Origin of the sequence: Ruminococcus sp. Marseille-P328 (assembly GCF_964249465.1) — a bacterium.
GTDB lineage: Bacteria > Bacillota > Clostridia > Lachnospirales > Lachnospiraceae > Blautia_A > Blautia_A faecis.
On the sequence record NZ_CAXUBQ010000029.1, the window covers coordinates 23731 to 46156 of the forward strand.

Sequence of the window (22426 nt, forward strand, 5' to 3'; positions counted from 1 at the left end):
TTACTATTCTTCACCATATGCACAGTAGCAAGAATAATCAGCAGGAGAAAATAAAAATGTATGACAAAAAGCTGAAATATAAAATTTTAAGTATTTTTGCAGCAACAGTTATGACATTTACTGCCATTACTCCGGTATGGGCAGAAGAGGAGAACCTGGAAGCAGATGCTTCCGGGGAGACTTCTTCTGACACATCAGAAAAAAATGCTGCACCTGAAATTGCAGGTCTGACCTATGAATCCGCCATGGATCTGTCTTTTGCAGAATGCTTTGACGTGTATTATTACAATGACGGTTACAAACTTCTGGACATCCATGATGATGCCAGATATCTGATCGTCCCAGAGGGCAAAGAGGCACCTGATGATCTGGATCCTGAAATCCAGATCCTTCAGCAGCCACTTGACACCATCTACATGGCAGCCACTTCCCCGATGGCATTGTTCGATGCAATCGGAAGTGTAGACTCCATCAAGCTGTCAGGTCTCGATGCTTCCGGTTGGTATATCCAGTCAGCAGCTGATGCTATCAATAACGGCGAAATGACCTTTGCGGGAAAATACGATGAACCGGATTACGAGCTTCTGGTAGGTGACGACTGTGATCTTGCAATAGAGTCTACCATGATCCTTCATGCACCGAAGGTACAGGAGATGATCGAAACTCTTGGAATTCCTGTTTTCACCGATCGTTCCAGCTATGAGAGCCAGCCCCTTGGACGTACAGAGTGGATCAAGCTTTATGGCGCAATGATGAACAAAGAAGAGGAGGCAAAGACCTTCTTTGACCAGCAGGCACAGGTTATTGAGAAGCTAAAGGACTTTACAAATACAGAAAAAACAGTTGCATTTTTCTACATCAATACCAGCGGTTCTCCTGTAGTACGTAATCCTAAAGATTATATTTCCAGCATGATCGAGATTGCCGGTGGAAGAAATGCATTCGCAGATCTTCAGGATGACAGTGGAAAAACTTCCGTTGCCATTACCATGGAGGAATTCTATAATACTGCGTCAGATGCAGATTATCTGATCTACAACTCCAGTATTGATGCGTCTGTAAAAAGCATAGACGATCTTCTTGCAAAAGAAAGTCTGATGGCTGATTTTAAAGCCGTAAAAGAGGGAAATGTCTGGGTAACTGATGATTCCATGTACCAGCATACAGATACAATTGGTGAACTGATCACAGATCTGAACCTGATGCTTACCGGCGGAAATGAAGAGGATATGACTTTTCTTCATAAGCTGAGCTGACAGCAGGTTCTGTTGTAAATGAAACAAAAATGGAGAAAAATAAAATGAGCAATCAATCCGCTGGAACCAGCTTCCACATGGAAAATTTTAAGAGACGATCTCGTTACGCTATGGTTTTCATTCTGCTGATCCTGGCCTTTGGCCTGATCACAGTTTTGAATATCAACACAGGAAATGTTCATATTTCTCTGTCTGAGATCATAGATATCCTGCTGAAAAAAGCCACAGATACAAAAGAATACAGCATCATCTGGAAAATCCGTCTTCCCAGGATCCTGATGGCTGCCATTCTTGGAGGTGCCTTATCCCTATCTGGTTTTCTTCTCCAGACCTTTTTTGAAAATCCCATTGCAGGACCTTTTGTTCTGGGAATTTCTTCCGGTGCGAAAATGGTAGTAGCTCTTACCATGATTTATTATCTTGGCAGAGCCGTAAACGTAACTTCTTACACTCTGATCATTGCAGCTTTTATTGGTTCCCTGATTTCCATAGGTTTTATTCTTCTGATTTCAAAAAGGATCAAGCACATGGCCACCCTTCTGGTTGCCGGAATCATGATTGGCTATATCTGTTCTGCGGTAACTGATTTTGTGGTAACTTTTGCAGATGATTCCGATATTGTAAATCTTCACGGATGGTCACAGGGAAGCTTCTCCGGTATGAGCTGGAGTAACGTTTACATTTCCTGTGTGGTGGTAGGAATTACCCTGGCCCTGACCTTCCTGCTGTCAAAGCCCATCGGTGCTTATCAGCTGGGAGAAGCTTATGCACAAAGCATGGGCGTAAATATCAAATTCTTCCGTGTTGCATTGATTTTGCTTTCCAGTATTTTATCAGCAACTGTAACTGCTTTTGCAGGACCGATTTCTTTCGTTGGAATTGCAGTCCCATTTCTGATGAAAAGAAGCTTCGGCACATCCAGACCACTTATAATCATTCCGGGAACATTCCTGGGCGGTGCAGTTTTCTGTATGATGTGTGACCTGATTGCCAGAATGGCTTTTGCCCCTCTGGAGCTGAATATCAGTACCGTTACCTCCATCTTTGGATCACCTGTTGTTATTTTCATGATGTTGCGGAAGAAGAGAGGAAACTGAAATGGATAATTACTATTTTCATATGGATAACCTTTCTGTCGGTTATGACAAAAAGGCCTTAATTCATGATATCTGTATTGGAATTAAAAAAGGGGAGATTGTAACCCTCATTGGTCCAAATGGTTCTGGTAAATCTACGATTCTGAAAAGTATCACAAGACAGCTGCAGATCATTGGTGGAAAAGTTTACTTTGATGATCGCAATCTGAATTCTTTTTCCTATAAAGAGCTTTCCACACGCATGGCAGTGGTTCTTACGGAACGAATGCGTCCGGAGCTTATGACCTGTCATGATATTGTGGCAACCGGACGCTACCCTTATACAGGCAGACTCGGTATTCTTTCCAGAGAGGATGAGGAAAAGGTAGAGGAAGCCATGAGAGCGGTGCATGCGGAATCGCTTGGCAGTCGTGACTTTAACAACATCAGCGACGGCCAGCGTCAGAGAGTGCTTCTTGCCCGTGCGATCTGCCAGGAACCGGATATTATTATTCTGGATGAGCCAACCTCTTTCCTTGATATCAAACATAAGCTGGATCTTTTATCCATTCTTCGGGATATGGCAAAAAAGAAGCAGATCACAGTTATCATGTCTCTTCACGAAATCGATCTGGCACAGAAAATTGCAGATAAGATCATCTGCGTAAAGGGAGATACTATTTCTCATTTTGGAAAGCCGGAAGATATTTTTGAAGAGAACATGATCAAGGAGCTGTATGAGATCAACAATGGATTTTTTGATCCCCTGTTTGGAAGTATTGAGCTTCCGAAACCAGACGGAGAAGCGAAAACTTTCGTAATCTGTGGAAACGGCACTGGTATTCCCATATTCCGTCAGCTGCAGAAAGAGCATACACCTTTTATTGCAGGTATTCTTTACACCAATGACGTGGATTACCGCCTGGCAAGACTATTGGCTTCAAAGGTGATCACGGAAGAACCCTTCATGGAAATCAGTGAAGAAGCCTTCCAGAAGGCGCAAAAAGCCATGAAAAGCTGTGAGAGGATAATCTGCACGGCTGTTCCGGTTGGAAGCTGCAATAAGCGGTTAGGAGAGCTTATAGATGCAGCGACGAAGAGCGGGAAAACAGAGTTTGTATAATTCTGCCTTGCGGGATTCTTTGATTCCGTTTCTTTACAGGACTCATTTTTTACGTTATACTGAGTTCACCGAAAGAAGGAGAGGACTCGTTTTATGAAAAAAAATATATTTACAAAAGACAACCTGATGTTCTTTATCATTCTGAATCTGGGATTGATTTTTACAGCGGTTGGAATTGCCATTTTTAAAACACCCAACCATTTCGCATTTGGTGGTACATCTGGTCTGTCTATTATCCTTTCTACCTTATTTCCGAAGTGGAATGTAGGTGCATTTATGTGGATCGTCAATGCAGCACTTGTTGTACTTGGATTTTTCTTCCTTGGAATCCGCTCCATGGGCTGGACTGTCTATTCCTCTTTTGCCCTGTCTTTCTATGTAAGTGCCTGTGAAGCTATTTATCCCCTTAGTTCGCCACTTACACATGACGTGTTCCTGGAGCTTTGTTTTGCAGTGATCCTTCCTGCAGTGGGAGCTGCTATGGTATTTAATGTCGGTGCCTCCACTGGTGGTACTGATATTGTGGCAATGATTTTGCACAAATATACCAGCCTTGAGATCGGACGTGCCCTTTTGGTCAGTGACCTGGGAATTGTGTTGATCGCTGCTTACCTTTACGGTGCCCAGACCGGACTTTACTGTATTCTTGGAATGATCCTGAAATGCACTGTAGTAGACAGTGCAATTGAGAGTCTGAACCTGAGAAAGGTATGTACGATCATTAGTAAATATCCGGAGCAGGTAGAAGAGTTCATCATCAATGACCTGCATCGTTCTGCCACAGAGCAGAAGGCCTTTGGCATCTATACCAAGAAGGAGCAGAAGGTAATGATGACTGTGCTTACCCGAAGCGAGACCAACCGTCTTCGTATTCATTTAAGACAGATTGATCCTCATGCATTTATTACCATCGTAAACAGCAGCGAAATCATTGGAAAAGGCTTCCGTTCTATCTGATGCCTGCCAGCTAATGCAGAAGACTGATTTTTCCATAACAGAACAGTCTGATGAAGCTTGATTTTAAAACCAGAAAGGAATACAGGCCATGATTTCCAAAACCATGCGAGCAATTCTCCACACCCTTTCCTACGGCAATATCGAAGTGGAATCCTCCCGCAGACTGGTGGACATTAAGAAGCTGGATGCCATGAATATTTTTCTGAAAAAAATGGATATCCAGATTTTCAACGGGGACTACGAAATCCCTCTGCGGATTTATTTTCCTACTGAAGAAGCCATGACAAACGGGGTGGAAAAAGGCCATACTTTTCCAGTTCTTCTATTTTTTCATGGCGGAGGATGGGTGACAGAAAGTGTGGATACCTATAACCGTGTATGTGCCAGAATGTCCCAGTCTACCGGTCATATTGTAGTATCTGTGGAATACAGGCTTGCTCCTGAATATCGTTTTCCAACGGCTCTGATGGACTGTTATGCAGCGGCGAAAGCGCTTTACACCAATAAGCTGATTCTGAATACTGATCCCCGTAAAATCACTATCATGGGTGACAGTGCCGGAGGAAATCTTGCAGCCGCAGTTGCTCTTATGGCAAGAGACAAGGGCGACTTTCAGGTATTCCGGCAGATTCTTATTTATCCAGCCTTATATAATACCTATACAACCGCATCTCCCTATGCCTCTGTGCAAAAGAACGGCACCGACTACCTGCTTACTGCAGTGAAAATGCAGGATTATCTGAATCTGTATGAGAGCTGTCCGGAGGATCGGGTCAACCCTTATTTTGCACCTCTTCTGGCAAGAGATTTTTCTAATATGCCAGAAACCCTGATTCTCACAGCAGAGTTTGATCCTCTTCGTGATGAAGGCGAAGATTATGGAAAAAAACTGGCAGAGGCTGGTAATTATGTAGAAGTACACCGGATCAAAGATGCACTTCACGGCTTTTTTGCTCTTGGAATCCGCTTTTTCCATGTGCAGGAAAGTTTTTCTTATATGAACGAATTCTTAAAAAGGGAAGTGTGAAAATTGAAAGAAGGATATTCGAACTGGAGAAAACTGGATAACGCGGCCCTTGCTTTTCCTCTGGTAACTGGCAAAAATGATACCAGAGTATTTCGTTTTTACTGTGAACTAAAGGAAAATGTAAAACCGGAGCTTCTCCAGGCCGCTCTTGAAAAAACCATGGAAAAATATCCTCTGTTTCAGATGGTTCTCCGAAAAGGATTATTCTGGTTCTACCTGGAACACAGGGATATTCGTCCAATTGTAAAGGAAGAGAAGAAGCCTCCATGCAGCAGGCTGTATATTCCAGACAAAAAGAATCTTCTTTTTCAGGTCAGCTATTATGAAAAAAGAATCAATTTTGAAGTTTTCCATGCACTGACAGATGGTACCGGGGCAATGCATTTTCTCCAGGAACTGGTAAGCAATTATCTGAAGAAGGCTCACCCGGAACAGGATCTGCCTTCTCTGCCAGTCACGGATATGAGCACCCCCGGTGATCAGGAGGAGGATAGCTTTTCCCTGTATTATTCCTCGGATATTCCCGGAAATTCCGAGAAAAAACCTCGTGCTGTCAGACTTCCGGGAGAACGGCTGCTTCATGAGGATATGCATATTACAGAGATTGTACTTCCGGTAAAAGAGCTTCATGCAAAAGCAAAAGAATACGGTGTCTCCATAACCATTCTGATCACAGCCATGTTTCTTTGTTCCATCCATGAGGAAATTCCCAAGAGCAGACAAAATCGCCCCATTGCCCTTATGGTACCTGTAAATCTGCGGAATTATTTTCCCTCACAGTCTATGGCAAATTTTTTTGGCTGGATAGAAGTGGGACATGATTTTTCCCAAACTTCTGATTTTACAGAAATTCTGGCTCACGTGAAAGAGCAGTTTGCCGCGGAACTGGTAGAAGAGAAAATTGCCAGACATATGAATAGCTATGTCCGTCTGGAGAAAAATCCGGTCATCCGTGCAGTTCCCCTGGAAATAAAGAAATATTTCCTTATGCTGGGAGCAAACCTAAGCTCTAGAAGCATTACGGCTGTTTATTCCAATATTGGAATTCTTCGTTTTCCAAAGGAGTATAACCAGTACATTGACCGTTTCGGAATTTTCGCAAGTACCAACTCCATGCAGCTTTGTTCCTGTTCTTACGAAAACGAAATGGTTCTTGGATTTACCTCCAAGCTTCCCAAGGATAATATTCAGCGAAATTTTCTGAACATGCTGAAAAAAGAAGAAATTCCTTATACAGAAAAAACCAATAATTTCCCCGGCTGTTCCCTGAAAGAGAAAAAGGAGGCGCAGAGAATCGTGCAGGTTTTCAATTTTGTCTGCATTGCAGCTGCAATTCTCTGCGGCATGATCAATTACCTTACACGGGAAAAACTGGACTGGTTCTGGTTCGCCGCAGCTGGCTGTCTTTGCGGATGGCTGATCGTAGCGGTTGCTTATGCCAAACGGAGGAATATCTTAAAAAACGAGATCATACAGTTGATCCTGGTAACTGTTATCGCTGTTCTGTGGGACAAATATACCGGATGGCATGGCTGGTCTCTGGATTTTGTCCTTCCATTTGGCGCTCTTGCAGTACTTGGCTCTATACCCGTGATCGTAAAAGTACAAAAGCTGGAAAAAGAAGAGTATCTGTTTTATCTTGTTCAGGCTGCTTTTGCTGGTCTCGTACCGCTGATCCTTATGTTTCTTCACCTGATCCGTTTTCCATACCCATCTGTGGTATGCACAGGAATCAGCCTGCTGGTATTTGCAGGAATGTTTATTTTTAACAGCAATGATACTATTCGGGAGTTTCATAAAAAACTTAGAATGTAATAAAATGGACACAGATTGCAAGGACTTCTTTGCTGAAATTTCGCTAAAGCAGTCCTTGCGATCTGTGTCCGTCTGTTATGTCTGATACCCTAAAGCGTATTTGATAAATCATTCCCGTAATCTGCACGCCCCACTTTGCGGGAGTTTTTGCAGAAAGCCCTTTTCAAATACGCTCTGGCAGTTAATATAATTAAATTTCTACAAGAATTCCCTTCTCTTTATCATACTTACAATATTTGCCATTTCCGGAAATAAATGGCTGATAAGTATTCGTACGTGTATCTTTCACATATACAATTCCTGTGGCGATCATTTCTACCAATGAGAAACGTTTACTCAGGCTTGAGATCCAGGAGTAGGTTTTATTACTGTCAGAATCAGCAGCAACCAGACTGTATCCCTCTTCACACGGTTTCAGAGAGAAGTAAATTTTCTCCGGCTTAGAAGTCTCTTTAAATACCTGGCTTGCTATATAAGTAGAAAAATTCTTCTCCACAAACTGCTGGAAAGAGTATAAGGTATAAACCTCTCCGCTGACTTCGTCTGTAATCCGGTCTCCGCGCTGCAGACGCGCCTTGATCAGAGACAAAGTCTCAATGGTCCAGTTGATAAAGGAAATGCTGCTGTAGGTCATGCTCTCCAGAAGCTGGTCGATCAGTTTCTTTGTGAGAACATTTGATTTCGTTGCTTCGTTAAACAATTCTTCATTCATAATCCGCACCCTCCATAACATATATATGTTAATTGATAAGCTTAATTATAAGATCTTATTTTATTAAAATCAATAATTTTTCCCTCGTTTTTGTATTATTTGTTATTTGTTATTGCTGTTATTTTATATATATTGTTTGCCTTTAACACAAAACCATGTTATCATCATAAGAGTTGGAGTTTATAAAAAGCAAAAACAAATTTTACGAATTTGGAAGGAAAAATTTATGGAAAAACATCATCATGAACGAAGTACTTTTTCCGGTAAACTGGGATTTGTACTGTCTGCTGCCGGAGCTTCCGTCGGACTGGGAAATATATGGCGATTTCCTTACCTTGCGGCAAAGTACGGCGGTGGAATATTTTTACTGATTTACATTATTCTGGCACTTACTTTTGGCTACTCTATGATTGTCGCCGAAACCGCCCTTGGCCGAATGACAAGAAAAAGCCCGGTAGGCGCTTTTGGAAAATTTGGCAAGTCTAAATGGCTGTCCTTTGGTGGCTGGATCAATGCCATCATTCCAGTCCTGATCGTGCCGTACTATTCCGTTATCGGCGGATGGGTTATCAAATATCTGATCGAATATATAAAAGGTAACAGCCAGAAGCTGGCAGAAGACGGATATTTTTCTGAGTTTATTTCGAATGGTACCTCCACAGAGGTCTGTTTCCTTATTTTTGCATTTTTAACAGTTGCAATCATATATGCAGGAGTCCGAAACGGAGTAGAGCGCGTTTCCAAATTTATGATGCCGGTTCTGGTATTTTTATCTGTGCTTATTACTGTTTACTCTGTTACAAGACCAGGTGCCCTTGCAGGAGTGAAATATTTCCTGGTACCAAATATTGAGAATTTCTCCTGGATGACAGTGGTAGCCGCCATGGGTCAGATGTTTTATTCCCTGTCTATTGCCATGGGAATTCTGGTAACCTTTGGCTCTTATATGAAAAAGGACGTATTTATCGAAGGTTCCACCAAGAATGTAGAAGTGTTTGACACTGCAATTGCCATTATGGCAGGTCTGATGATCATTCCGGCTGTGTTTGCATTCTCCGGTGGAGATCCGGATACTTTACAGGCAGGACCGGCGCTTATGTTCATCACCATTCCCAAGGTATTTGCCAGTATGGGGTTGGGAACTCCCATTGGGATTCTGTTCTTTGTACTGGTGCTGTGCGCAGCTCTTACCAGCTCTATTGCCCTGACGGAGAGCGCTGTATCTACCTTCCAGGACGAACTGAGATGGCACAGAAAGAAAGCAACCGTTATTGTTGGTGTGATCATGATTCTTCTTGGAACTCTTTCTTCCCTTGGATATGGACCGCTTGGCTTTGTAAAAATCATTGGAATGCAGTTTCTGGATTTCTTTGATTTCCTCACCAATTCTGTAATGATGCCAATTGCCGCACTTGCAACCTGTCTTTTAATTTCCAGAAAAGTGGGAGTGGAAAAGATTGAGGAGGAAGTAGTAGCTGAAGGCGGAACTTTCCGCAGGAAAAAGATTTTTAACTTTATGATCAAATACCTCTGCCCGATATTTGCAGCAATTATCCTGCTTAGCTCTGTAGCAAATGCATTTGGACTGATTTCCATGTAAATAATTTGTAACTGTTCTGTACTTCTCAGTTACCACTTCGCGAAATAATACCTGCTGAATAAATACTATAATTTTTTAATCGCCCCACCCATCTCAGGTGGGGCGATTGTATAAGGACTGCCTCCATATCTACAAAGCTTTAAAGTCTGCCACATTTCCATCAATAACGCACACAACTTTTCCCTATATCTGCTTTTTACAATATGGTTACATTTATCACTACCAAAACATGTATAATAGAACCAGTACATCAAATAAGGATTATTTTTCAGAGTATACAAGAAAGGACCCGAAATGAAAGCCAGAATACTTGTAATAGAAGATGAACCAGCAATCAATAACTTACTTTGCATGAACCTGGAAGTCACCGGCTACCAGACCGTAAGCTACCTGGACGGCAATGACGCCAGCGAAGGAATTGCCTGGGATCATGAGTTCCAGTGCGCCCTTGTAGATATTATGCTCCCTGGAAAAGATGGATATACCCTTTTACCAGAACTGAATCACTATGGCATTCCCGTCATTTTTCTCACCGCCAGAGCCGACATCGCAAGCAAAGTAAAAGGCCTTAAAGAAGGTGCCGAAGACTATATTGTAAAGCCCTTCGAGATGCTGGAAGTGATGGTCCGCCTGGAGAAAGTACTGGAACGTCATGGAAATTTACAGGAGCAGATACAGATTAACAATATTACCATAGACACCATAAGCCATACCGTTACCAGAAATGGAGAGGAAATTTACCTGAAACCAATGGAATACAACTGCCTTATGATGTTCGTCCGCAATCCCAATAAAGCTCTTACAAGAGAGCAGCTTCTGGCCGGTCTCTGGGGCGTAGAATTCGAAGGAGAAACAAGAACAGTAGATGCACATGTGGGACGTATCCGCAAAAAGCTGGGCTGGCAGAACAGGATCAAAACCATTCCCCGCATTGGATACCGACTGGAGGTGGAATTTTGAAGCTTTTTACAAAAATCTTTTTACAGGTGGCCTGCGTGATCCTGATTTTATCCTCCGCTGTTTTTTTCTATACTTCATATCGCTGGAAGAATCAGAGTATTCAGTATATCAATAACTATGAATATACCAAATTTCAGAATAATCTTTTACAATTTGAGGAGAAATTAAGACTTACAAGCAGTCAGTCCGCTAATTCCGATGAGAAAGTCCGAAACCGAATTCTTATCTACGCTTTCCGACAGATTTTCCATGACAGTGCTGTTCTATATCAGAATGATGAAGAACTTTACAACGGTACCGCCTATGACTTCGATGTTCAGGGAATCCAGGAACAACTGGGAGAAGTGGAATTACACGGAAAATGGTATGACGCGGATACTTATATCTGTGATCCCCTTATCAGCAAAGCCGACGGTAAAACACTGTTGCTTTTTTTTTATTCCTCCACAGAGTCAACTACAAATCTGAATTATCAGATTGTCACTTATAAAGACGTTTCTGATGTTCTGGAGAGTAACAGGATCCTTTTTTATCAGGCGGGTATGTTGACGCTGGTTCTTCTTCTGTTAACCGGAACAATTCTTTTTTTCAGCCTGCGGAAAATTATGGCACCCCTTACAAAATTAAGGGAAGCTGCGGTTTCTGTATCTGAAGGCAACTATGATATACAAGTTCCTGCGGAAGGAGATACGGAACTGGCGCAGGTTGGCAAAAGCTTTAATCAGATGTCCTCCAAGGTTAAAGAACAGATTGAATGCCTTTCCACTGTAAACCATACACAACGACAGTTAATGGGAAGTCTTGCCCATGAGCTGAAAACACCTATGACCTCTATCCTGGGATATGCAGATACCCTTCTCACAGTGCGCCTGCAAAGACAGCAGCAGGAGAGAGCTCTCTCCTATATTTCCAGTGAATGCCGCAGGCTGTCCCGACTTTCGGTAAAAATGCTGGAACTTACCGGATTATATGAAACTGGGGAGGCACGTTTTGCCCCAACAGAAAATTCAGTGAAATCTTTTCTGGAGGATTCCAGACAGCTTAACCTCTGCCGTCTGAAAGAGAAGAATATCTGTCTGGAACTTCAGTGTGAACCTGCTGATCTGAAGAAAAACTTTGACAAAGATCTTATGTTAAGTCTGGTAAACAATTTTATTGACAACGCAGTAAAAGCCTCCGCGGACAATTCCAGACTCATACTGGAAGCGACGGCTGAGAAACTGATGGTCCAGGATTTTGGCAAAGGAATCCCAGCTGAAGATCTTGATAAAGTGACAGAGGCATTTTATATGGTTGACAAATCCCGTTCCCGGGCGAATGGAAGTGTGGGTCTGGGACTTGCACTTTGTAAAAAAATCGCGGATATACATGGATTTCAAATGAAAATTGAAAGTGAAATAGGAAAGGGAACCTGTGTATTCATTGAATGGTAAAGAAATTCTTGCCAGATTACAATTCAGTTACAATTTACGGAAGATTTGGTGTAATTCCAAGTACTATAATCTATATCAGAACATGACCGGTGATTACTATGAGCAATATCAAACACCCGTTCCCCTAAATCTCCGGTTATGTTCAAACATCGAAAGGGAGACTTCAAACAAATGAGAAAGAATATAGAAAGAATGATTGGACTTACTCTCTGCATGGGAATGTTAGCGGGATGTGCACAGACACCAGAATCTTCCCTTGTAAGGCAGAAGGGAAATAAAGCACTGGATTCTTACAAAGAAGCGGATGACAAGGATGTCAATATGGCAGGAAATGCCTCCTCCGCTGATCAGACAACTGCTTCTGAAAGTACTGGTACAAGTGATACTGCTGCCTCCACTGACGTTCACCCGGATAATGCCTCAGCTGCCAGAACCACTATCCGCGACCTGATCAATGCGCCTGAGACTTACAAAAGTCAAGTAACAGACGACACATCCAAGCTTGTGGTAAATACGGATGCGGCAGTAGAAATACCAGATGTGGAAAAGATATCTGCAATTTCTGTTACACCAGCTGCAGTCACACAGGATCTTCTTGATGGTATCACGGATGCCTTTTTCTCAAATGCGAAGATTTACACTGCAGACAGCTATTATGTACAGACAAAGGATGAGATCAAGAAAAAAATCGACGAATTAAAAGAAGATGTTGCCAACGGAAATCTGGATCCTAATAATTGGGGAACCGATGATAATGGCAATCTCATATATGATATTTACGATGACATTGATTATTGGGAAAACCAGTATGAATCTGCACCTGAGACTAGAAATCTGGTAGAAGGAAGACCTGCCGTGGGAGTACAGACATACAGCAATACTGGTGAAGTTATGGAAGACAATGCTTTTACCGGTATCGCCCAGTTAGATGACGGCTCCCAATATTCTTATCGTACCTCTTCCTGGGGAGCCTATTCTTTGGAAGTAAGAATCCAGAAGATAGCCCAAAAAGACGGTAAAGAAATCCCTTCTGACGCTGTCTGGTCCGATTATTCCAGCAGCAGTCCATATGAAAAACCTACCGAAAAATCTATTGGAATTTCGTTGGATGACGCGAAGAAATTAGCCCAGGAAAAAGCAGATGCCATGGGCCTTGACGATTTAAACCAATGCGGATGGGATTATGCGATTCAGACGTCCATTGGAACAGATGATAACTCCAGTTATCTCGGAAGTGGTTATGTTATCTACTACAGCCGTACCATAAATGGAACTCCGCTTACCTATACCATGGATGCAGGTGGAGCGCTTGAAGACATGGACAGTACTATGGAAACCTGGGCTTACGAAAACCTTTATTTTTATGTAAATGCAGACGGAATCGACAGCATGACTTATTGCAATCCATACACCATCGGAGAAACTAAGACTGAGAATTTAAGCCTGCTTCCATTCAGCGAGATCATGAATATCTACGAAAAAATGATGATCGTCACCAACGCGGACAACCTTACCTATGAAAATTCCAGGGTATTCAATATTGACCGTATCGTTCTTGGCTATGCCAGAATTTATGAGCCATCCACAGATGCCCATACCGGTCTTCTGGTTCCTGTCTGGGATTTCTTCGGATCCCGCAAGATTGACTCCGAATATGATGGCGAAACCTACTCAGATACGACAGATTGGCCTACCTGGAGCTTTCTTACCATCAATGCAGTAGACGGAAGTATTATAGACCGTAGTCTGGGATACTGATATGAAGCAGACACTTGGAATTGTACGCTACAATTTCTTCGGCTTTTTCCGTAATCCCAAAGTGATTTTTACCCTCTTTCTGGAATTTGTGCTCAGTTTTCTGCTTACAGGAAGAATCATGGTTGTTATGGATAACTACAATACGCCTGTACAGGCAATTGAACCTTTCCTGTGGACCTTCGGGGATGGAACAGCAGTGCTTCTAAGTTCCATGCTTTTGCTTTTGCTGTTCTCCGACCTGCCGAAAATGACACCAGTCACTCCTTATCAGCTGATCCGTACCACCAAGAAGAAATGGCTCTTAGGCCAGTTTGTCTATATTACATTCGTAACGATTTTATATACATGTTTTATGCTTTTGTTTACTTCTGTGCTGTGCATGAAGGACAGCTATCCAGGCAATCTGTGGAGTGACACAGCAGCACTGCTTAGACAGTATCGATTCAAATAAAAGTTCTACTGAATACAGCAGTTCCATTTCCGACAGTAGTTTCACGGCTATGGACAGTCCCGGGAATAATATTTCACCAATGTCCAGTCTTCCTTGTAAAATTGTTGCAATACTCCCCGGAGAAGATGATCAGATCTATAGCCCTCTCTCCCAGGTAAGAATTCTGTGCAGCGAATCTGGCATTGCACTGACTGTAACAAAGGTGTTGCTAAAGATAAAGGGAAAGACCAATCTTGAAAACGCTAAACAGCTTTTTGAATAACAAAGATACTTCCTTTTCAGGTGTAAATAAATATCTGCTTATGTTATACTATTGTACAAGACCAATAAAAAGGAGCACTCTATAATGAACAGACAGGAACTACTTAACCAAATTGAGCATTATACCCCGTTCAATGAACAAGAAGAGACGGATAAGCAGCTTATTCTGAACTGGATCAGAAATAATACCAATGCTTTTTCCAGAGAAAACACGGTAGCACATATGACTGCTTCTGCCTGGGTGGTAAATCAGGATAAAAGCAAAATTCTCATGGTCTATCACAATATTTATAATTCCTGGTCCTGGCTGGGAGGGCATGCGGACGGAGAAACGGATTTACTTGCAGTTGCCCTTCGGGAAGTGAAAGAGGAAGCGGGGATTTCCCATGTCTGTCCTGTATCTGAGGAGATTTTTTCTTTGGAATCCCTTACAGTAGATGGACATGTGAAAAAGGGCAAATATGTGTCCAGCCATTTACATCTGAATGTAACATATCTGCTGGAAGCAGATTCTGAGGAAGCTGTCTCCATAAAAGCCGACGAGAACAGCGGTGTCGCCTGGTTTTCCCCTGAAGAAGCGCTGAAGAAATCTACAGAACCATGGTTTGTAGAACATGTGTACTCCAAGCTGATTGAGAAAATGTAATGAAAGAAGCCAACAATTATAATACTTATATGATACAAAGAAAGAGAAGAGAACATGAGTGAGAAAATTGTAGTTTGCCTTGAAAAAGGTGGCGCAAGAGATATGGCTGAAGCTTTTTCCAGGCGCACAAATACCCCAATCTCTGAAAAGCCGGGAGAGCACCTGACGGTGCTTTTTAATTCCAAAGGTGTTTCTTTAACCGGATATGGTCTGGCTTATCAGGGAGATTTCGAAAATATGCTTCACCGGGTGACCAACGGAAGATTACAGCATGAAATGCTGGTACGGGCTTCCAAATCAGAAAAGCCAGGGCGCAAGGCGATAGATGCCACAGCAGGTATGGGAGAGGATGGATTTCTTCTGGCTGCCCAGGGGTATGAGGTAACTCTGTATGAGCAGAATCCAGTGATTGCTGTTCTTTTGAAGGATGCCCTGCGCCGGGCAAAGAAGCATCCCGTATTGAAAGAGATCGCTGCCCGCATGAAACTGACAGAAGGCAACAGCGTGGAATTAATGCCCGCACTCCTGGATCCTGTAGACGTCATATACCTGGATCCCATGTTCCCCGCAAGACAAAAGTCCAGCCTGATCAACAAAAAACTGCAGCTCATCCAGAAGCTGGAGCCCCCATGCTCCCAAGAGACCGACCTTTTCGACGCCGCTATCAGCGCAGACCCGGATAAGATCATTGTAAAACGACCGCTGAAAAGTGATTTTCTGGCAGGAAGGAAGCCTTCTTATACGTTAAGCGGAAAAGCGATTCGATATGATTGTTATACGTTGTAGAGGAAATAAATTGGCAGAGCAGGCAGATGAATAAATGATATATGCATAGCAGCATTTTTATAATCCTTTTCGATTACTGTCAGAAGTGCTAGTGCAAATCAGAAGCAACTATGTATAATAAGAATAAAAAGGACAGTATTGCTTATAAGGAAGGAGAAAATGCTTATGAGAAATGGTAAAAAATCATTAAAAAAAGCCAGCGTACTGCTTACTACATTCTTACTTGTAGTAATGTGTCTGGCAGTGGATACCACATCTGTAAGTGCCGCGAAGATCAAACTGAACAAAACAAAGCTTACCTTGACCCAGGGCAAGAAATACCGTTTAAAGGTAAAAGGCACAAAAAAGAAAGTGAAATGGTCCTCCACAAAGAAATCAGTGGCAACTGTCAATAAAAAGGGTGTCGTTACAGCAAAGAAAAAAGGAACTGCATATATTAAAGCTAAGGTTGGCAAAAAAACATACAAGTGTAAGGTTACTGTTAAGAGTAAAAAAGCACCTGCAAAGCCAGCACCTACAACACCTTCTGCTCCGGTAAATCCGCCGGCAGAGCCTACAGCAACACCTACCACAGCTCCAGCAAAAACACCAGTATTAAGTGCAACATCTTTAAGCATGCGTAAAGGTGAATATTATCAGCTTAGCGTACAGGATCCTAAGCATCTGCCCGTATGGACCAGTTCAAACAAGAATATTGCAGAGGTAGATAGTCAGGGAAAGGTACATGCAATTAATGTTGGAACAACAGAAATCAAAGTAGATGCAGGGATTGTTCTTACATGCACAGTTACAGTTACCATGGAAACAAAGCCTCAGACTGAACCAGTTCTTTCGAAAGCAGTTATAAAAGGGCAGCGGTCAGTCAAGAATGAAGCTGGCGAATCTGTAGTGATTGAGATTCCTCTGAATACTTATACCTATACTTTCAGCACAATTCCAACAAACGTGGAAGAATTGAAGCAGTATAACATCAGCGGTGATGATGGGAGATATAAGGTGCTCGCTCTTTATGTCATGTCACTTCGGACCTGGAAACCGGAAAATCAGACAGATTGCGAAGAAATGATCGGATATTTATGCAATAAGCAGTTATCTGTTTATGAGAAGCAGAGATTAGCAGAGCAAATGAAAAAGAGTAAACAGTATCTCTATCTTGGAAATGCATTCTTAAATGGTGCAACTCCGGCGAATGACTACACACCTTCACAGCCTTATTCAATTACATTAACTCAGGATTCTGTAGTAGATGAAGATCAGATATACATTCCGGCAAATCCTTCCATACCATCTCCTGATCAGTATAGAGCCTTTATCTATTGCAAGGCTTCTGACAGTGGTAAATGGATCGATGTTTATAAATCATCTAAGGACGGAAACTGGTATATGTATAAATGGATGGATCTGATCACTTCAATAAAAGCCCCGGCTTCAAGTAATCCATTCTAAATATGTCTTCAGGTGATTCATTCTAATTACAAGAGAGCAGACATCAAAGACCTCGGTTTTTGGTGTCTGCCCTTAATGTATTTTATAAAAATTATATCTGTAACCGCTGGGGGTGACAGTATACTAAGAGAAATCTTTTTGGACACTTTGACAGCAGCTTCCCAAACTACTGCCACGGACTCCCCAAAAACAACTTGTGACGATCATCAGCAGTTGCTTATAGAACTATTCTACTAAAAATCATTCTTTCCGTATTAGCTAGCCAGAACGGCTCTCCTGTAGGGCAATGAGTTTCATACCAGTTAAAACCGCCTTTTTCACTTCCAATCTTTCCGATTAATGATGTCTGCCCAAGTGAAAATAGATATTCTACATTTTTAGGCTCTTGATACCATAATAGCAATCTAATTCCTACCATGCTAAAATACCCTCCATTTCCACTCCAGCCGTATTGAACATGACCATTAGCAAGCAGTCTTGCAATAATACTTGCATCACCCATTTTATATTCCTCCGTTCAGTATTTTATTGGACATAAACTGTGCTTTAACATATTCTTTTTAAATATAATATATTTTATATTGTATATTAAGTCATTTATCCCGTTTTTATGGTATTATAAGAAAACAAAGAACAGGATAGGAGGCGTTTGAAATGAATCATAATGATATAGTCAGACAGTCATTCAAAAAACAGGCTGAAAAATTTGTAGCATATCATATGTCAAAAGTGGAATATACAGACTATCTGATTCAGAAAATCGCAGCAACAGGAGAAGAACATGCATTAGAAGTAGCTGCCGGGACCTGTATTTGTGGCAGGGCTCTGGCTCCTTATGTAAAGGATATTACCTGTCTGGATATGACGGAAGAAATGCTGGCACACGGAATCAGACTTGCCGAAGAAAGTCATATAGAAAATATTTACTTTCAAAGTGGTAATGCAGAAAAACTTCCATACGAACCCGAAACCTTTGACCTGGTGATCACAAGGCTTTCTTTCCATCATTTTGACAATCCTGAGAAACCTTTTGAAGAGATGAAACGTGTCTTGAAAAAAGGGGGAAAGATGGTGGTCTGGGATATGGAAGCTGCCGAGGAGCCTTTACGAGAAATTGATGATAAGATTGAAAATATGCGTGATCCTTCTCATACCAGAATCCTCAGCAGGGAAGAATTTGAAGAAATGTTCAAGAAAGATTTTGCACTGCAATGCGAAGAAACTACTCTGGTGCCGGTGAATCTAAAAAGTTGGATGGAACTGACTGATACTTCGGAAGATGTGCAAGAAGAGATAACAAATTTGATGAAAGCTGAATTGGAAGGCGGTAGAAAAACCGGTTTTTCACCATATAATAAAGATTCACAAATCATGTTTGATCATAGATGGCTATTACTAATTGGTGTAAAAAAATAATGGTAATAAAAATAAGCAGGAAACTCCTTTGAAGAGTTCCTGCTTTTCTTGAAATGTCCTAATATTTAGATAGGATTCGGGGGCATATTTATAAATGTAATTACAGCTCTAAAGAATCTTCTGCATCTATTCGGGTTTTGTTACACCAGACATCTGTACAAAATAAAGAAATCTCTGTGCAGATAAAAGCGACGTTGGAAAATAATAGTCAGATGTATAAACTGAAATTGCATACGCTGTGGTCACCTATGAAGAAAGACGTATGCATAGGAATTATCGGGTATTTTGACATTATAAAATAGAAAAATACAACAAATGTAGGATATGATGGAATTGCCGTTCATGTGTATATCTGGATGGAAGGAACAGACGCTGATTGCGTCAACGGAAAATCTGTTGAAGATGATTCGTCTACTTATGATGTGACAGTAAAACTTGCCGGAGTTGCAAGCGGAAATTAAATGTTCTTTTGAAAGGTCATGGCACGAACCATGGCTTTTCTTTTACCCCAACATCCCCATATTGGCAACTATCCCCACTCACCCCACTCTTTTTCAGTACATTTACTGAATTGCTATTTTCCCGACTTCCCGGCTTGCCATATAGCTGAGAAATTTATGAAATGTTCCTGTTTTTAAATCCTGCAAATACTACTGATGAGCGTGTAAATTTTCATTCTACAATGTAAAAACTCTTTGTTGACGGATATATTTGGATAAGGATATAATCTGTATCAGAGAATTTACAGGGAGATAAACAAGTATGAGTCAGGATATGATTAATAACCGTTTTTTGGAAGAGTCGGTATTTGCTATTGCCGATGGATACTGCGTGATCAATCTCACAAAGAATATTGTACGTGGTTCCATGTATCAGGTAGTTAATGGAAAAAAATATAATCTGAATGAACAATTAGGTTTGCCGGAAAATTCAAGCTTACAGAGTCTGGTGGATGCATGGGCATTGACCATACCTGAAGAAGGTCTCCAAGATTTTCTGCACGAGTTTGACAGAGAACGACTGTTAAAGCGTTTTGAAAATGGTGAACGGCATATATCATTCCGATATTGGACCAGGACTGCTACTTTTGAGCCCATGCTTGCAGAAGATCACATGGCCCTGTACCGGGAAGAAGAAACCGGAGATATCATTGCAGTCAATTATGTTCTTGACCGTACAGAACATTATCGCTTAGAGGAAAAAGAGAGGGCACTGGAAAAATCAAACAGAGAGTATGCGAAGCTTCTGAAAGAAGAGAAAAAGCATACGGCTATGATCGAGGAATTAACGAAGAAACTGCAAAGTCAGCTGGAGTTATTTACCGTATCCATCCCTGGCGGTGTCAAAATCAGTAATGATGACCCGGAATATTCTTTTAAATATGTTTCAGAACAATTTGCAAATATGCTCGGTTACGCAACACCGAAGGAACTGATGGACGCTTCTGGCGGTAATATTATCGGTCTTGCTCATCCAGATGACGTAAAGGTCGGACTTGCAGATGCATTAAATCAATATACGCATTCCGATCATTATGCTACTATTTACCGGATACGCTGTAAGGACGGCACATACAAATACATCGAAGATCGTGGACAGAAAGTAATAAAGGAAGACGGAACAATTGAACATTGGAATCTCATGCTGGATAAAAATGACTTCATGCACAAATCAATTGCATTGGAAAGTGAAAAGAAAGCAAATAAAAGCAAGTCTGATTTTCTCTCCAGGATGTCTCATGATATGAGAACCCCACTGAATGGCATTATCGGATTGCTGAAGATTGCTGAGAAGCATTTTGATGACAGTGAATTGGTTCTGGAAAATTTCGGAAAAATGCAGGTAGCCGCAGATTATCTATTGTCACTTATTAATGATATTCTTCAGATGAGCAAAATCGAAGATGGAAATGTACCGCTAACGCAGGAAATCATCAACTTTGATGAATTAAGTCAGGATGTTCTGACTATCATAGAACAGCGGGCAAAAGACAGAGGAATTCAACTGCAGTTCCGTTCAAAAAAAGAAGGGCTTCGATATCCTTTTATTTATGGAAGTCCGGTGCATATGAGACAGATTTTTCTTAATATTTATGGAAACTGTATTAAGTATAACCGGATTGGCGGCAAGATAATAACGGTGTTGGATTATACAGAAGTAGTGGATGGAATTACGACATATGAATGGACGATCACAGATACAGGCATTGGCATGAGTAAGGAATATCTGAAGCATATATTTGAGCCGTTTTCGCAGGAAAGGAATGATTCTGGAAGTACACAACAGGGAATTGGACTGGGAATGTCGATTGTAAAAGGCCTGATTGAAAAAATGGGCGGAACAATTAAAATAAAAAGCGAAGAAGGAATCGGATCAACTTTTATTATCAGAATTCCGTTTAAACTTGCTTCCGCACCAGATACAGTAAAGAAAACAGCAGCACAGATGGATATTAGTGGATTAAACTTATTGCTGGTGGAGGATAATGAACTGAACGCAGAAATTGCGAAAACTCTGTTGTCTGATGAAGGTGCAAATCTGACAGTTGCAGAAGATGGACTGCAGGCGGTTAGGATGTTTCAGGAGAAACCGGAAGGTTATTTTGACGCAATTCTGATGGATATCATGATGCCTGTAATGGATGGGCTTACTGCGACAAAAACAATCCGGTCACTGAAACATCCTGATGCTGAGACAATTCCAATCATTGCCATGACAGCAAATGCTTTTCAGGAGGACGCTGAAAAATGTATTGCTGCTGGAATGAATGCACATCTGGCAAAACCTTTGGATATTGAGAAAGTAAAGATGACCATTTATAAATATATATAAGAAAAGTCAGCAAGAAGATATTGACGCATGTTTAGAGAAATATATAATTTGCACAGCACTCTTATTGCGTCCAATGATAACATCTCCATGCCTGTTGATAAGATAATGATATGAGCAAAAACGTCTTTTCATCTGTTTGAGGAAAGACGTTTTTTATATGAAAATGTTTTGGAAGAGGAGTGACCGAAAATGAGTTTATTATGGATGGAATATGAAACAGAGTTTGAACACTTGGTAGAGAATGGTGATCACGCACAATATCATCCAGATGATGGGCGGAACCATTCAGGTAGAGAGCAAACTGGGAGAAGGAAGCCATTTTGAGGTGATTCTTCCGATAGAACTAGATAAAACAGCGGATCGAAGTATCAGATCCCGGATGGAAGTTATAGATACCGTATCTATGATTGGACCTTATATGAATGAAGTCCTTCCGCCGACACCGCCAAAGCGAAAACAGCAGCCTATAGATATTCCAGATTTATACACTTTTTTCTTTACACAATAATATCCTTGAATTTATATTCATGAGTAGGTATAATAAAATATAGTATGTCAAATTTTGCTGTTAAATGATGGCTTGTGTCAAATAATAGTTAATAATTACAAAGTAGTATAATATTCACTTTTTTATCCCATAAAAAATACTGCAATATCAGCTAAGTTAGCAACCACCAGTTCAACTGGTGGTTGCTAACTGATACGGGAAGAAAATATTATTTTTATACCCTTTAGGAATAGAAATAAACCTAAAGGGTATTTTCCTCTTAAGCGACATACAAGGGAGGGTTTGATAGTTTCTATCTTAAGAGGGAAGCTTCCTGGTTGCAGTAAATACATCTATATTTTCCACTGGAGGACAATTTGAAGA

At 41.2% G+C, this 22426-nt stretch carries 19 protein-coding genes and 1 pseudogene; 17 read left to right on the plus strand and 3 right to left on the minus strand.

The genetic code is table 11. The features are described 5' to 3' along the window. The first annotated feature begins 56 nt into the window (after window positions 1-56). The 6 genes from ACESTK_RS17360 to ACESTK_RS17385 all read left to right on the plus strand — a co-directional run bounded on the left by ACESTK_RS17360 (window position 57) and on the right by ACESTK_RS17385 (window position 7254). Entirely contained in the window at window positions 57-1256 is a 1200-nt protein-coding gene (locus ACESTK_RS17360; protein WP_226855455.1) for an ABC transporter substrate-binding protein, read from the plus strand. Window positions 1257-1300: 44 nt separating this feature from the next. After that, entirely contained in the window at window positions 1301-2353 is a 1053-nt protein-coding gene (locus ACESTK_RS17365) for a FecCD family ABC transporter permease (protein WP_373120365.1), read from the plus strand. 1 nt (window position 2354) lies between these two features. Further along, the gene (locus ACESTK_RS17370; protein ID WP_173716748.1) at window positions 2355-3455 is read left to right on the plus strand and encodes an ABC transporter ATP-binding protein; all 1101 of its coding nucleotides are present in this window, start codon (window positions 2355-2357) and stop codon (window positions 3453-3455) included. Window positions 3456-3548: 93 nt separating this feature from the next. Further along, complete coding sequence (locus ACESTK_RS17375) at window positions 3549-4412, plus strand: YitT family protein (protein ID WP_118583485.1); 864 nt, start codon at window positions 3549-3551, stop codon at window positions 4410-4412. 88 nt (window positions 4413-4500) lie between these two features. Continuing rightward, window positions 4501-5439 carry an alpha/beta hydrolase gene (locus ACESTK_RS17380; RefSeq protein WP_330382812.1) on the plus strand — a complete coding sequence of 313 codons (939 nt, stop codon included), beginning with the start codon at window positions 4501-4503 and terminating at the stop codon, window positions 5437-5439. Window positions 5440-5442: 3 nt separating this feature from the next. Beyond that, entirely contained in the window at window positions 5443-7254 is a 1812-nt protein-coding gene (locus ACESTK_RS17385; protein ID WP_226855456.1) for a DUF6320 domain-containing protein, read from the plus strand. A 43-nt stretch (window positions 7255-7297) separates the two neighbouring features. Here ACESTK_RS17385 and ACESTK_RS17390 read toward each other — a convergent pair. Both ACESTK_RS17390 and ACESTK_RS17395 read right to left on the minus strand, forming a co-directional pair. Then, window positions 7298-7396, minus strand: a pseudogene (locus ACESTK_RS17390) (DUF6783 domain-containing protein); the annotation flags it as partial. A gap of 48 nt (window positions 7397-7444) precedes the next feature. Continuing rightward, entirely contained in the window at window positions 7445-7966 is a 522-nt protein-coding gene (locus tag ACESTK_RS17395) for a hypothetical protein (protein ID WP_118583489.1), read from the minus strand. A gap of 226 nt (window positions 7967-8192) precedes the next feature. Between ACESTK_RS17395 and ACESTK_RS17400 the strand changes: the two genes are divergently transcribed. From ACESTK_RS17400 to ACESTK_RS17435, 8 genes are all read left to right on the plus strand, one after another. Further along, entirely contained in the window at window positions 8193-9566 is a 1374-nt protein-coding gene (locus tag ACESTK_RS17400; protein ID WP_173716750.1) for a sodium-dependent transporter, read from the plus strand. A gap of 294 nt (window positions 9567-9860) precedes the next feature. Next, a complete protein-coding gene (locus tag ACESTK_RS17405; protein WP_173716751.1) occupies window positions 9861-10526 on the plus strand; it encodes a response regulator transcription factor in 666 nt (221 codons plus the stop codon). After that, window positions 10523-11959, plus strand: coding sequence for a HAMP domain-containing sensor histidine kinase (locus tag ACESTK_RS17410; protein ID WP_148463382.1), 1437 nt, complete (start codon window positions 10523-10525; stop codon window positions 11957-11959). Before ACESTK_RS17405 ends, ACESTK_RS17410 begins: the two co-directional genes overlap by 4 nt. 171 nt (window positions 11960-12130) lie before the next feature. Beyond that, entirely contained in the window at window positions 12131-13717 is a 1587-nt protein-coding gene (locus tag ACESTK_RS17415) for a DUF6034 family protein (RefSeq protein WP_173716752.1), read from the plus strand. Between the two features lies 1 nt (window position 13718). After that, a complete protein-coding gene (locus tag ACESTK_RS17420) occupies window positions 13719-14168 on the plus strand; it encodes a hypothetical protein (protein ID WP_226855457.1) in 450 nt (149 codons plus the stop codon). A gap of 346 nt (window positions 14169-14514) precedes the next feature. Further along, window positions 14515-15075 carry an NUDIX hydrolase gene (locus tag ACESTK_RS17425; RefSeq protein WP_173771917.1) on the plus strand — a complete coding sequence of 187 codons (561 nt, stop codon included), beginning with the start codon at window positions 14515-14517 and terminating at the stop codon, window positions 15073-15075. A gap of 54 nt (window positions 15076-15129) precedes the next feature. Further along, window positions 15130-15861, plus strand: a complete 732-nt coding sequence (locus ACESTK_RS17430) for a class I SAM-dependent methyltransferase (RefSeq protein WP_148463380.1) — start codon at window positions 15130-15132, stop codon at window positions 15859-15861. A 165-nt stretch (window positions 15862-16026) separates the two neighbouring features. Next, window positions 16027-17307 (plus strand): Ig-like domain-containing protein, encoded by a 1281-nt coding sequence (locus ACESTK_RS17435; RefSeq protein ID WP_118583507.1) that lies wholly within the window; start codon window positions 16027-16029, stop codon window positions 17305-17307. A 217-nt stretch (window positions 17308-17524) separates the two neighbouring features. Here the strand turns inward: ACESTK_RS17435 and ACESTK_RS17440 are convergent, their stop codons facing one another. Further along, the gene (locus tag ACESTK_RS17440; RefSeq protein WP_173716758.1) at window positions 17525-17809 is read right to left on the minus strand and encodes a hypothetical protein; all 285 of its coding nucleotides are present in this window, start codon (window positions 17807-17809) and stop codon (window positions 17525-17527) included. A 152-nt stretch (window positions 17810-17961) separates the two neighbouring features. Here ACESTK_RS17440 and ACESTK_RS17445 point away from each other — a divergent pair, with 152 nt between their 5' ends. From ACESTK_RS17445 to ACESTK_RS17455, 3 genes are all read left to right on the plus strand, one after another. After that, entirely contained in the window at window positions 17962-18723 is a 762-nt protein-coding gene (locus ACESTK_RS17445) for a class I SAM-dependent methyltransferase (RefSeq protein WP_173716759.1), read from the plus strand. A gap of 762 nt (window positions 18724-19485) precedes the next feature. Next, window positions 19486-21555 carry a hybrid sensor histidine kinase/response regulator gene (locus tag ACESTK_RS17450; RefSeq protein WP_226855458.1) on the plus strand — a complete coding sequence of 690 codons (2070 nt, stop codon included), beginning with the start codon at window positions 19486-19488 and terminating at the stop codon, window positions 21553-21555. 241 nt (window positions 21556-21796) lie between these two features. Further along, entirely contained in the window at window positions 21797-22063 is a 267-nt protein-coding gene (locus ACESTK_RS17455; protein WP_148463375.1) for a hypothetical protein, read from the plus strand. Window positions 22064-22426: the final 363 nt, after the last annotated feature.